The sequence below is a fragment of the Chitinophaga fulva genome, from assembly GCF_012927205.1.
GTDB lineage: Bacteria > Bacteroidota > Bacteroidia > Chitinophagales > Chitinophagaceae > Chitinophaga > Chitinophaga fulva.
The window spans coordinates 389473-404839 of the sequence record NZ_JABBGC010000002.1 but is presented as its reverse complement, the minus strand read 5'-3'; the positions used below and the strand labels follow the sequence as shown (position 1 = coordinate 404839).

At 51.1% G+C, this 15367-nt stretch carries 1 pseudogene; it reads right to left on the bottom strand.

Annotation, left to right across the window (positions count from 1 at the left end):
• Positions 1-4: 4 nt before the first annotated feature.
• A pseudogene (locus HHL17_RS34035) lies at positions 5-15208 on the bottom strand (amino acid adenylation domain-containing protein); the annotation flags it as partial.
• Positions 15209-15367: the final 159 nt, after the last annotated feature.

The following is a 15367-nucleotide window of genomic DNA, read 5'->3' as shown; positions in this document are numbered from 1 at the left end:
GCTTCCCGTCCACTCCTATCATCGCTTTTGACAATGAACTAATAGTGGTATGGACAAACAACGTCTGGATATCCACTTCCAGCTGCAACTGTTTCCGTATGGCCGCCACCATTCTCACCGCCAGCAGCGAATGACCGCCGATTTCAAAGAAACTATCGTGAACGCCTATACGGTTTATTCCCAGCAACTCCTGCCATATAGCTGCCAATTTCAGTTCCATATCAGTTGCTGGTGCCTGATAGTTGCCCGAGTGGCTTGTCTGGCTTCCTTCTTCGTTCTCCTGTAATAACCGGCGATCCGTCTTGCCATTACTTGTCAACGGTAGCCGGGGCAGCGCTGTTAGTTCTCCCGGGACCATATACTCCGGTAATATCATGTGCAGATAAGTACGCAGTACCTGTTGCAGGGACCGCACAATATCCTTGTACAAGGGTATATTACTGCGTTCCGTTGCCGGATAGCCGTCATAGGCCGGTGCAATGAACGGTCCTGCAGCGGTTGAAGAAAACACCAGGTTCATCTTCAACGGATCTTCCGCCGGCGACTGATAACAATAATATCCTTCCAGATGGGCTATCCTCATCAACTCCATTATCACGGCACCCTCCGTATCTTCCCCCATCATTTGATGGCGCAGCATACTAATAGTATCTGTTGTCGTGTCTTCCAAAGCCACCGACAGCATACGCTCCGTTCCGAGACGTGGATTGGGCACCTGGCGCAAGCCGATGGTTTCAGCACCACTATACAACATCGATAATATGCGGGACTTGTCCGCAACACCGCTCCACTGCTGCCACTCCGGTGTCAATAAGGTCACTGTCGGCCCTACATGCAATACAACGGTATAACGGTACAAAGTCAGTTCATTGAGGTAACGGCCTTGTTTGTATTGTATGTCCACATGGGTAATCGCCGGGAATTTTTCCTGCAGGCCGTAGAAATAATCCGGCGACAGGCACAGTTCCTCTTCCTGTATCACCTCCTGTTCCAGGTTCCATTGGAAACGTCGTTTAGACATACTATCCGTCACCTTGTCCAACAGCAGTCTGCCTTTAAAGAACGACTGCAGCCTGTTATCGCGCACATCACCGATAACAATACGGCCCTGGCCATTCAGCATCGGGATACAAGAGGCAATTACCTCCCCGAGATAATCTTCTCCCGGAAAATACTGTATCACCGAGTTGATCACGACTGTATCCACGTTACCGGAAACGACGTTACATACCTCATGCGCAGGGCACTGATGCAAAGTGGTAGGACAATAGGCACGTTCCTGTTGCGCTATCCTGCGTTGTATCTGGCGGATGGAAGAACCGGAAAAATCCGTTCCGGTATAATGGGTGATCCGGCCGGACAATGCGTAGTAGATCAGGCCCATCCCACAACCTATTTCCAGCACATTTTGCGGACGGCAGGCCATGATCACTGCAACAATGTCCTCCAGCCATTCCCGCATTTGTTCTTCCGGTATCATACGACCGGTAAAACTATCGTTCCATCCTACAATATTAAATTCCTCATCTTCCACAGGCGTCTCTTCTGTTTTACCATAGGCGGTTTCATACAATTCCCGCCAGGTATTTACATGCTGATGATAAAGCGCCTGCTCCTGCTGACGCAACAATTGCCGGCCCGGAACATAGTACCCGCAAAGCCGGTTCGTACCCGTCCCATCCTGCTTCACCACCACAGCGCTTCCATTCATTCCTTCATATGCGTTCAGGACATTTTCCACTTCCCCGGGTTCTATCCGGTAGCCGCGGACCTTCACCTGGTCGTCTATACGACCGAGATAAGCGATATTTCCATCCGGCAGCCATTTTACGAGGTCGCCGGTGCGATATAAGCGAGCCTCCTGATCTTCACCGAAGGGATCCGGGATAAACCGCGCGGCCGTCAGCTCCGGTCTGTTGAGATACCCACGGGCGACTCCTGCTCCGCCTATATACAACTCTCCCGGCACACCTGTTGGCACCGGCATCATATCTTCAGATAAAATATACAAGGTTACGTTCGCCAGCTGCCGGCCGATGGGAATACCCTGACCGGTATCAGATATTTCTTTGCTGGTGCGGAAAGTATACACGCAACAACCAACAGTCGTCTCCGTAGGCCCATACTCGTTAACAATTTCCAGGTCCTCTTTTCGGTCCAGCAAATACCGGACATGCGACCACTGAAGCGCTTCACCTCCCAATACCAGCCGCGATGCGCATGACAGTCCCCCCTGAGCTTCCAGTGCATCCTGAAGCAGCGGTAAATGGGAAGGCGTCAGTTTAATGAAATCAAAAGGTGCAGCGTCAGTGAAAGCAGGCGAGCGGAATACCGTCAACGGATCACCACCTGCAGGCACAATGGAACGTCCTGTTATCAGCGGTACAAACAAGCTGGTGAGCGATGCATCGAAGGTAGCCGGCAGATGAAACAATGTGCCGCTAGCGCACTTGTTGTCACTGATGTAGCGATCTCGTACGCTCAACAGATAATTGGACAGATTCCTGTGGGTGATCATCACTCCTTTAGGCGTGCCCGTGGAACCTGAGGTGTAAATAACGTATGCCAGCTGTTCCGGTTGCGGATCTATATCAACCATTGCTGCAACCGGTTCATGGCGTATATCTATGTTTATCGCCACCAGTTGCCGTTGTTCAAAGAGAGAAAGATATTTGCTTTCAGTGATCACCAGTTGTATGGCCGCATCCTCCAGCATAAAAGTGATCCGTTCATCAGGATAACCGGGGTCCAATGGCAGATAGGCACTACCAGCTTTCAACACTCCCAATATAGCAGCTATCATATTCGGAGAACTATCGAGACAAACGGCTATCAATTGTTCCGGCCCGGCACCTTGTTGACGTAACAGACCGGCGATCTTGTCGGTTTCCTCGTTCAACCTGCTGTAAGTCCATGTTTCATCACCAGAGATGATTGCCGGGTTTTCCGCTGTAAGGCCGGCCTGCTCCCTAAACAGGTCCACCACCGTTTTCTGCGGAAAAACAACCCGGGTATCGTTGTAATCTGACAGCAACATTTTTTCTTCCTGCCAGCTGAGCATACGGAGCAGTCCTACCGGCGTGTCCACATTCTCCACGATCGAACGCATCAGCTGCTCATAGTGCCTGAACTGCTGCATAATCGTTTCGTGTGTAAACAGTTCATCGCAGTATTCTATCCGGAACTCAATCCCCTCCTCTTTCTCGCGTAAGTCGTAGGTAAGATCGAATTTAGAAGTGAGGTTACGGGGCAGCTCTCCCGTCAGCTGCACATCACCCAGATCGAACTGTGGTATGTCGGGAGTATTTTGCAAAACAAACATTACCTGTATCAATGGATTACCCACGACCTCCCGTTTTCCTACCACCGCCTCTATCACTTTTTCAAATGGAATATCCTGATGGGTATAGCTTTCCAGGGTAAGCTGTTTAACCTGTTGCAAGTATTCACGGAAACTGCTTTTTCCGGATACCTGGCTCCGCAGTGCCAGGGCATTCACAAAAAATCCTATCAGGGCCTCTGTTTCCTTTTGCGTACGATTAGCAATCGCGGCCCCAATACAAATATCTTCCTGACCCGTATAACGGAAAAGCAACACTTTGAATATGGCTGTCATCAGCATAAACAGGGTGGCGCCTTCCGCTTTCGACACCTGCCGGAGCTGCGTTGTCAACGCCGGGTCCAGGTAACAATAAACCGTTGCGCCATGTGTACTTTGTATGGCCGTGCGCGGATAGTCTGTTGGCAGATACAACGGCCTGACGTCCTGCAGCCGCATTTTCCAATATGCCAATTGTTCATCGAGCACAGCACCCTTCAGATAGCGGTGTTGCCAGATGGCGTAGTCCGTATATTGTATCTCCGGTTCCGGCAATTCAACGGTACGTCCTTCCCGGAAGGCCAGGTAAAGTGTCGTCATTTCTCTCACCATAACGGATACAGACCATCCGTCAAACGCTATATGATGAAACAATACCAGGAGCATATACTCCTGTTCTTCCAACTGCAACAATGTTGCCCGCAGCATATAATCGGCGGAGAGGTCAAACGGCTGATTAAACCACGCACCGGCATACTGATCAAAAGCGGTGGCATCAGCCAGTTCAGGCATGTAGCGGAAAGACAGCCGCCAGTCTGTTTCGTCCATTATCTCCTGGTAAGGGCCATTTTCTCCCTGTTTCAATACAGCGCGCAATACCTGGTGCCTCCGGACAATATTGCGGAAGGCATACTCCAGCGCAGCCATGTCGGGAGTACCTTTCAGGCGGAATATCCATGGCATGTGATATTGTACACTGCCCTGTAATTTATCGATGAACCAAAGGCGTTCCTGGGCGAAGGATAAAGGTATTTCTCCTTCATAGCGCTGGGGCGTAATAGGTGGCAACACCGGCTGCTGACGCAGGTTTTCCAGAGATGCCGCCAGTCGGGAAATAGTAGGATGCGCAAACATCTCCTTCACTTTTATTTCTATTCCCAGCTGCTTTCTGATAGCAGAAACGATCCTCGTTGCCAACAGGGAGTGGCCACCGATCTCGAAAAAATTATCGTGAACGCCTATACGGCTTAATCCCAGCAATTCCTGCCAGATAGCTGCGATACGGATCTCCTGCTCAGTTTCAGGGAGCTGGTAACTATCCGGTCTGCCTGATGGCCGGCCTTCTTCGTACTCCTGCAACAGCCAGCGGTCCGTTTTACCATTACTGGTCAATGGCAGACGGGGCAATGACACCAGCTCTCCGGGGACCATGTACGCTGGCAGTATACCCTGAAGATAGGTACGAAGTTGCTGTTGAAGGGACTGTATCACATCCTTGTATAAGGGAATGTTACTCTGTTCCACCACCGGGTAGCTGTCATATACCCGTGTAAAAAATGGTCCCGTTGCGCTGGAGGAAAATGCTAAGTTCAGTTTCAACGGATCTTCCGCAGGCAGAAAGCTGCATTGATATCCGTGCTGTCTACCCGTTGTAATCAATGCTTGTATGGCCACGCCCGTGCTGTCTTCAGCAGTCATACCGTTGCGCAGCATACCAGCCGTATCTACTGTAGCATCGTCCAAACCTGCCGACAGCAGCCGTTCTGCACCCAGGCGGGGATTAGGCACATTACGCAGGCCGATGAGTGCCGCACCGTTTTGCAACAAGGAAAGGAAGCGGGATGTGCCTGTTTCCACACTCCTCTCCACCCATTCAGGCTGCAACAGTACAGGCGTTGCACCTACATGCAGCACTACGGTATAGCGGTATAAATTCAATTCATTAAGATAGCCGCCCTTTTTATATTGCACGTCCACATGCGTAACAGCAGGGAACTTTTCCTGCAGGCTATAAAAATAATCCGGTGAGAGGCACAGCTCTTCTTCCTGTACCACCTCCTGTTCGAGGCTCCATTGAAACTGCTGCTTCGGTACGCTGACGGCGACCTTATCCAACAGCAGCCTTCCCTTAAAGAGTTTCAGCAGCCGATTGTCACGCACATCCCCGATAATAATACGTCCTTTTCCATTCAGCAATGACACACAGGATGCTATCACTTCCGTCAGGTAATCTTCTCCCGGAAAATATTGCACGATAGAGTTCAACACAATTGTGTCAGTATCATCGATAGCCAGGTTTTTTACTTCATGTGCTGCGCACTGATGTAACACCGTGGGACAGTAAGCCCGCTCGCGCTGTGCTATTCTGCTTTGCATCTGGCGGATGGAGGAAGCAGAAAAGTCTGTTCCGGTATAATGACGAATGTGGTCAGACAAAGCATAATAGATCAACCCTGTACCACTGCCGATTTCCAACATCCTTTCCGGACGGCAGGACATGATCGTGTCAACGATATCATCCAGCCATTCCCGCATCTGCACTGCCGGTATCGGGAGGCCGGTAAAACTGTCGTTCCAGCCTATAATATTAAATTCTTCATCTGCCACAGGAGCCGCTTCGGTTTTACCGTACTCTGTTTCATATAGTTCCTGCCAGGTGCTTACATGCTGATGATAAAGCGATTGTTCCAGCTGACGAAGCAACTGCCGCCCGGGAACATAATATCCGCAAAGCCGGTTCATCCCCAATCCATCCTGCTTCACCACCACGCAACTGTTTCCGATACCAACGTAGCTGTTCAGGGCGTTCTCTACTTCTCCCGGTTCTACACGATATCCGCGGATCTTTACCTGTTTATCCATGCGGCCGAGATAAGCGATATTACCATCCGGCAACCATTTCACCAGGTCGCCGGTGCGATACAGGCGTGCTCCGGGAATTTCCAGGAAAGGGTCTGCAACGAATCGCTCCGCCGTCAACTCCGGCTGGTTGAGATACCCGCGGGCCACGCCGGCTCCCCCTACATACAGCTCTCCCGGCACACCGATAGGGTTCAACCGCTGGTGCGGGTTCAACACATAAGCGGTACGGTCCTGCAAAGGCCTTCCTATTGGGATCATCGCCCCGTCTTCTTCTTTCAACAGATGAGTAAGGGAAAAAGTGGTATTCTCCGTAGGGCCGTAACCGTTCACAATATATATATGCGGAAAAGCCTTCAGCACTTTCCTGACATGTTCCGCAGATAGTTTTTCACCTCCCACCAATATGACCTTCAGGGGACTGAAAAGCTGTATATCCCATTCCACCAGCTGATTGAACCAGCTGGCTGTAAACCACATTTTGGTGACTTTATGGCTAATGATGGCTGCTTTCAGTAATTCATTGGTGAGCAGGGTGCCCCGTGAACACATTACCAGCTGTCCTCCGTTCAACAATATTCCCCAATATTCAAAAGTAGTAGCATCAAAAGACGGTGAACCGGTGGACAACAGCACGTCTTCCTGGCTTAACGCTGCAAAGCCCGTATCTTTTGCCAGGCTGACAATATTCGTATGCGTGACCAGTACCCCCTTAGGATGGCCTGTGGAACCGGAAGTGTACATGATGTAACCCAGGTCCGCGCCTTTGTTGATCCGTTTGGGGTTCTCCCTCCCGCCCTTCGCTATAACAGGCCATTGCTCATTGATATCAATCACAGCTATCTCCTGCAATCCCATCTCCGGCGATAGGTGGTAACCAGCGTCTGTCAGAAAAACAGTAGCAGCGGTATCCTTCAGCATAAATGCGATGCGTTCTCCCGGATAGTCGGGGTCAAGGGGCACATAAGCCCCTCCCGCCTTTAATATGCCTAATATGCTGAGGATAAGCGAGGTTGAGCGATGCATCAGGAGCGGCACCGGCATGTCTGCCCGTATCCCTTTCTGCCGCAGGAAAGCTGCCAGCTGATTAGCTTTCTCATTCAATTCCCGGTAGGTTAAACTCGCTCCTTCAAAGACAACGGCAATCCTGTCTGGTGTCATGTTTACCTGTTCCTCAAAACAGGAGACCACTGTAACATCTTCCAAAGATATTGCCGGCTGACGGTTAAACAATGTGAGCAATGTTGTGCGTTCTTCCGGCGTGGTCAACTCCATATCTGCTATGATACGGTCCGGGTTGGCTAAAAGTATCGTGAGTATCTGCCGGTAATGACGGATGTACCCCCGCATAGTCTGTTCGTCAAACAGGTCTGTACAGTATTGCAGCTTAAGCGACATACCGTGCGGCGTTTCCCGCAGTTCAAACAGCATATCAAAAATCGATGTCTGATCTTCCAGCAGCTCATCTGACAGCTGTAAACCGTCCAACACCGGCTTCGGCAAGGCAGGTGTATTATGCAGGGCAAACACGATATGGAACAACGGATTAGCATCCAGTTCGCGCTTTCCTACGATAGCTTCCACTACTTTCTCAAAAGGAGCGTCCTGGTGTTCATAGGCTTCCAGTGCTACATGCCTTATATGCTGTAGTAATTCCCGGAAAGTACTGGTAGCTTTCACTTCGCTGCGGAGCGCCAACGTATTGACAAAAAACCCGATCAGCGCTTCTGTCTCCTGCTGTTTGCGGCCGGCAATAGGACTACCTACACAAATATTCTCCTGGCCGGTGTAGTGATACAATAATATTTTGAATGCAGACAACAAGGTCATAAACAGGGTGGCGCCCTCCTCCTGCGACAGCCTGCGCAACTGGTCCGTTATTTCGGTGTCCAGGTCATCATATATCGCATGACCACGGGTGCTTTGTACCTGCGGTCTTGGGTAATCTGTAGGGACTTTCAGCGGTTCCACGCCACTCAGCTTTTCTTTCCAGTAAGCCAACTGTTTGTTCAACACAGGACCATCGAGGTAGTTACGTTGCCACAAGGCATAATCTGCATATTGTATCGGCAAGGCTGGCAACTGTGGCATCAACTGCAGCACATGACTGTTGTACAGTATCGTCATTTCATGCAGCAATACCGGCAGCGACCAACCGTCGGAGGCAATATGGTGCATGACAACCAGCAACACATGTGTAGTATCATCCAGCCTGATCAACTCAGCCCGCAAGGTATAGTCAGCAGAGAGATCGAAAGGTATCGCTATCTGCTTTTGCAGATAGGCATGCAACAACACCTGTTCCGACAACGCAGGACTATCTGTGTATTTCAGTTCCCAGGCGTGTTCATCGGTGATCTGTTGGTAAGCGCCTTTTTCATCTTCACGGATCAGGGTGCGTATCACCTCATGACGGCGGATAATATCCCGGAAAGAGGCGGTAATGGCATCTCTTCCTGGCTTACCAGTGAGCCGGAATACCCATGACATATGGTATTGTGTACTGCCCTGTAATTTGTCAATAAACCAAAGCCGTTCCTGCGCAAATGCCAGCGGCAACCTGCCGGTCCTTGCTGCAGGAGTAACAGCCGGCAACAGGTCTTTGCCCTGTTGCTCCTGAATATGTTCTGCCAGTCCCTGTATGGTAGGATATACGAATATATCCCGCACGCTAACTTCCGTTCCCAACTTCTTGCGGATAACAGACACCATCCTCGTCACCAGCAACGAATGCCCGCCCAGCTCAAAGAAATTATCCAGGATGCCGATTTTTTCTACCCCCAATATTTTTCTCCATATGCTCTCCAACTGTTGTTGGAGCAGCGTGGCAGCCGGCACATATTGTTTTTCGCCCGGAAGAGCCACAACGGGCGGCAGACGTTTCTTGTCCACCTTTCCATTGGTCGTCAATGGAATACTGTCGACCATCATCATAAATGAAGGCAGCATGTATTCTGGCAGCAGTACAGCCAGGTACTCCATCACCTCTCTTTTGCTGACATCTCCGGAGGGCACGATATAAGCCACCAGCTGAGTGCTACCAACGCTGTCATTCGTTACCGTTACCACCGCCTGTTTCACGCCAGGCGTATTCTCCAGGGCGCCTTTCACTTCATTCAACTCTATCCTGTAGCCCCGGATTTTGACCTGATCGTCGCGCCGGCCGAGATAGATCATCTCTCCATCCGGCAGCCACCGGACAATATCTCCTGACCGATACAACCGTTCACCGGATTCAAAAGGACTGGGAATAAACCTTTCGGCTGTCAACGTTTCGTTATTCAGATATCCCCTTGCCACACCCCGGCCGCTGACAAACATTTCCCCGGCAATACCCGCTGGTAGCGGTTGCAGGTGATGGTCCAACACATAAACCTTCAGGGAGGGAATAGCGGCTCCGATGTTGCTGACCTTTTCATCTATGTCAGCTGCTGTTATTTTCTTAAAAGTGGCATGCACGGTGATTTCAGTGATACCGTACATATTTACCAGTGTACATGCCGGATAAAGCACCGACCATTCTCTCAACGCAGGCAGGTGTAAGGCTTCTCCGCCAAAGATGACAAAACGCAGATCCAATGATTTTGCCCGCTCCAACAGATATTCCTGCAGAACGTAAAAAGCTGATGGTGTCTGATTCAGCACGGTTACACCTTCCAGCTCCAACAGACCGGCAAAGGCATGACTATCCATCACCGTTTCCTTGTCTGGCAGCACTAGTTTACCGCCGGTGCAAAGTGGCCCGAATATCTCCCATACTGAAAAATCAAAACAAAACGAGTGAAAAACAGTCCATACATCACCATTGTTGAAGTGGAATAATTTCTTCCCGGACTCCAACAGGTTCAGTACACTCTGATGCTCCACCATCACCCCTTTGGGGCGTCCGGTGGAGCCGGAGGTGTAAATGACATAGGCCAGATCCTCAGCGCTGTTCACAGCGACAGGAGCAGTAAGTGGCATGCGGCTGATAGCATCGCTGTCGGCAGACAGGTCTACAACGGTACCTTTGTAATCCGTTACCGGTAAAGTGGCACCGTAACGTACCAGCAACGGCGCCTGTGTATCTGTCAACATATGGCTGATACGGTCAGCCGGATACTCCGGATCTATCGGCACATAGGCGCCGCCGGCTTTCAGAATGCCCAGTATGCCGATCATCATCTCAACAGAACGCTCCGCGCACAGCGGTATCAGCGTGCCCCGGGCCGCTCCCAGGCTACGCAGGTAATGCGCCAGCTGGTTACTGCGTTCGTCCAGTTCCTGGTAACGCAGTACTGTTTCTCCATACTTCACAGCGGCCGACAACGGTGCAGCCGCCGCCTGCTGTGCAAACAAGGCATGCAGGGTATCATCAGGCAGTATATTCCATGATGCCGGATGATCATTAAACGCATGCAACAGGGTTTCCCGTTCCGCTGTTTTGAGCATCGGCAGCTGATCGACCCTCTGGTTGCGATTAACCAGAATGCTCTCCAGCAACGTAGCGTAATGTCCCAGCATCCGTTCCATGCTGTCCTGCCGGAACAGATCGCGATTATACAATACGTGCAGTTGCAGGCCGTCCTTGCCTGCGCGCACATTCAGTTCTATATCAAATTTCACCGGTAAAATGGCGGCCGGTACCGCCGTCAGAGTAACATCGCCCAGGTCGGGCTCTCCGGCATCCGGCACGTTCTCCAGCGTGAACATCACCTGAAAAATTGAGCTGCGGCTCATATCACGTGCTAACCCCAACGACTCTACGACTTTTTCAAACGGTACGTCCTGGTGCTCATAGGCCGCCAAAGTGGTGGAGCGTACTGCTGCCAGCAGCGTTCGGAAACCGGCCGATCCCTGCACCTGGCTGCGTAATGCCAGCGTGTTCACAAAAAAGCCGATCAGTGCTTCCAGCTCTTCATGCTGGCGACCGGCCACCGGTGTGCCTACACAAATATCTTCCTGGCCGCTATAACGGTACAACAAAACCTTGAAGGTCGCCAGCAATGTCATATACAGGGTTACATCCTCTTCCAGGCTCAGCGCCTGCAAGCCTTCGTATAGCTTCGTGTCCAGCGCCAACCGGGCTTCCCCGCCACGGGTGCTCTGCTGCGGCGGACGTCCATAGTCCAGCGGCAAGTCCAGCACCGCCACACCTGACAGTTGCTGCTGCCAATACAATAATTTAGATGCCAGCACGGCTCCGGAAAGATAATTCCGCTGCCACGCTGCATAGTCAGCATATTGCAATACGGGCGCAGGTAACACCAGCGCTGTGCCGGTACGGAAACTGCGGTACGATGCCGCCAGTTCCCGTACCAGCACAGACACTGACCAGCCATCAAAGGCAACGTGGTGCAGCATCACCAGCAGTGTATGGGAGCTTTCATGGTGCGCGATGATATGCACCCGCAGCATTATATCTGATGACAGATCATACGGATGACTGATGACAGTTGACAAATAATGCGCAGTACCGCTACCTTCCCTTAGCAAATCAGATTCATGCACATATTCAGCCGACCATGTGGCAACTGGTTGTACTTCCTGGTAACCTACGCCATCTTCTTCACGGATAACACTGCGAAGTACTTCGTGCCGCTCCAGTATGGCACGGAAGGCTGCCGTCAATGCTGCGATGTCCAGATCACCATCCAACCGGAATACCCAGGGCATATGATATTGCAGGCTACCCTGCAGTTTGTCGATAAACCATAATCGTTCCTGCGCGAAAGATAACGGTGTCGCACCTACGCCAGTACGACGGGCAATGACCGGCACTAAGGCCCCTGAGTCCTGTGCAGACAGAAACGATGCCTGTGAGGATATCGTCACATACCGGAAAAGGTCCCGGATGCCTGCCTCAAGGCCCATCCGGCGACGGATTGCAGAAGCCAGCCGTGTTATCAGTAACGAGTGGCCACCCAATTCAAAGAAATTATCGGTAACGCCTACACGCGGTAAGTACAGGAGCCCCTGCCAGATCTCTGCCAGCTGTTCTTCCAGCAATCCGGAAGGCGCCACATAACGCTTCGCTGTAAGCCCGCTGAAATCTACATCCGGCAATGCTCTGCGGTCTATCTTGCCATTGGAGGTTACCGGCAGCTGTTCCAGTGGCAGCAAGATGGCAGGTACCATGTATTCAGGCAGCTGGCCCGACAACCATGTCTGTATCGTTGTCCGGTCGAAATCCTCTTCCGGCACAATATACCCCACCAGTATCCGGGAACCGCTGCCATCTTCGCGCGCGGTCACTGCTGCTTGTTTTACGCCTTCACAGCGCAGCAACACACTCTCTACCTCTCCCAGCTCTACCCGGAAACCACGCACCTTTACCTGGTCATCATGACGCCCCAGGTAATCTATATTACCGTCTGGCAGCCAGCGTGCCAGATCACCAGTACGATACAAACGATCACCCGGCACATACGGGTTGACGATGAACCTTTCTGCTGTCAGCTCCGGCCGGTTCAGATAACCCCGCGCTACCTGCACACCGCCTATGCACAACTCCCCGATAGCGCCTGACGGCACCAGGCCCCCAGCTTCATCCAGAATATACAACTGTGTATTGGATACCGGCCGGCCAATCGGCACGGTATTGATCGTTGTTAAACGCGGCGCTCTCCAGACAGTTACGTCAATAGCCGCCTCAGTAGGGCCATACAGATTAAACAAGGCGACATGTGGCAGCTTTTCGTTGAAAAATGCCACATGGGAAGGCAAGAGGGCTTCACCGCTACACAGCACCCGGCTCAAGGAAGCAGCATCACCGACAACAATATCTTCCAGGAAAACCTGTAACATGCCAGGCACAAAATGCAATAAGGTGATTTGCTCTTCTTCAATGACGCGTTTCAGATATGTAGTGTCCTTATGTCCTTCCACACTCGCCAATACCAGTCGCGCCCCGGTCATAAGTGGCCATAATAGTTCCCATACTGATACATCAAAACAATAAGTCGTTTTCTGTAATACTGTATCTGATGCTGACAAACTAAAATATTCCTGCGCCCATAAAAGCCTGTTCAAGATAGCCCCATGCTCAGTCAGCACACCTTTGGGCCGACCAGTGGAACCGGAAGTATAGATCACATAAGCCAGGTCATGGGCTTTTATTTCAACATCGGGCGATGTCTCCGGCAGCAGCGCGATCTTCTGCCAGTTTTCCTTCAGGTCCACTATTGTTACACCGTCTGTGACAGCCTGTAACTTATCTTCCTGTAATTGTCGGGTTAACAACAAGCTCACGCCGCTATCCTGTAATATATCGCTAATGCGCGCCGCAGGGTAGGCAGTGTCAAGCGGCACATAAGCCCCGCCGGCCTTCAAAACACCCAATATACCAATCATCATTTCCGGCGACCTGTCCATACAAATGGCTACCAGCGGATGAAGAGGGCCCACGCCCTGCTGTTTCAGCCAGTGAGCCAACTGATTTGCCCTGCTGTTCAACATGCCGTAGGTGAGGCGCTCTCCTTCAAACACCACCGCAATACGGTCCGGATGAGCGATGGCCTGATCCTCTATCAGCGCGGGAATCATAGCACTGGTAGGATATTCAACGGTAGTCCGGTTGTAACCATACAGCAGCTGTTGCTGATCACGGTCAGTGAGCATAGGCAATTGCGCAACAGCAGTATGGCTATTGGCAACGATGGACAGTAACAACTGTTCATAATGTTTTAGCAATTGTGCTGCCCGGTCTTCCTCAAACAGGTCACTGCAATAATTTATTTTAAGAGACAGCTCTTCTCCTTGTTCCGTAACAATGAATTCCAAATCAAACTTGGCACTGTCTGCGATGGTCGCCTCATCCATGGTGAGCCTGACACCTCCCAGGTCAATCTTTCCAACAGCAGATATATTGTTGAAGGTGAACATCACCTGAAAAACAGGCGTCCGGCTCATGTCCCTTTCGATCCTCAACGCTTCCACTACCTTTTCAAAAGGTATATCCTGCGATTTATATGCCATCAGGGTTACCTGTTTTACTTCCTCCAGTAAAGCACTGAATGGCATCGTCGGCGCTACGGTAGTACGCAGTGCCAGCGTATTAACGAAGAAACCGATCAATCCTCCCAGTTCAGGCTGTTTCCTGCCCGCCACGGGTGTTCCCACACAAATATCAGACTGGCCCGTATAGCGGTAAAGCAGCGCTTTGAAAGCGGCCAGCATGGTCATGAACAGGGTGGTTTCCTGTAGACCGGAAAGCTGGCGCAGTGCCTCTCCCAGTGACCGGTCCAGCCGGTGATACAACGTATGGCCGCGGAGGCTCTGCACCGCAGGCCTGGGGTAATCTGTTGGCAACGTCAGTGGTGATACGTTTTTCAGTTGATGTCGCCAATAATCCAGCTGCGAACCAATTTCCGGCCCGTTAAGGTACTCACGTTGCCATAAAGCATAGTCAGTATATTGTATAGGAAGCTCCGGTAAAGTGGACACGGCATTTAAAGAGTATTCCCTGTACAGCGCCATCAGCTCAGATACCAGAACAGGCGCCGACCACCCATCAAATGCGATATGATGTACCAATACCAGCACCGTATGCTGGTCCGTATCATTTTTCATCAACACGACTTTCAGCATGTAGTCTGCTGACAGATCAAAAGGCGAGATTACCTGGTCTCTGATATACGCTGCCATGTCCGGTATGCCAGAGGTAACATATTGCAACTGCCACCCCTCAGCAGGCAACAGCTGTTGTCTGCCTATTCCGTCCCTGTCATGAATGACTGTACGCAGTACCTCATGCCGCCGTACTATCTCTCTGAATGCCCGTTCCAGGGCAGTCACATTCAGCAGGCCTTCCAGCCGGAATACCCAAGGCAGGTGATAATGTACGCTTCCCTGTAGCTGGTCCAGGAACCAAAGCCGCTCCTGTGCAAAAGACAGTGCTGTATCGGAGCGATCTTCCACAACGGATATGGTATAATTTTTATGGGCTTCCAACAGGTTGTTCTCCTGTATAAACGCTTTGATTTCCTTTTTCCATTTATTGATCTCACCAAGCAGATCGGGGGCAATCTCGCTGCCTTTGATGAGCCGCATCCTCAGCTTTCCTTCTTCAATAACAAAAGTGATTCCACGCTGCGTAGCTTCAAGAAGGAGACTCTTTATCGTATCGTTGTGCATATGGTAGTTTAAGGGATTTAAAACACGGAATAGGCACAGGCGCTAAACGCTTGCGGTAGTGCCTTTAAACAACAG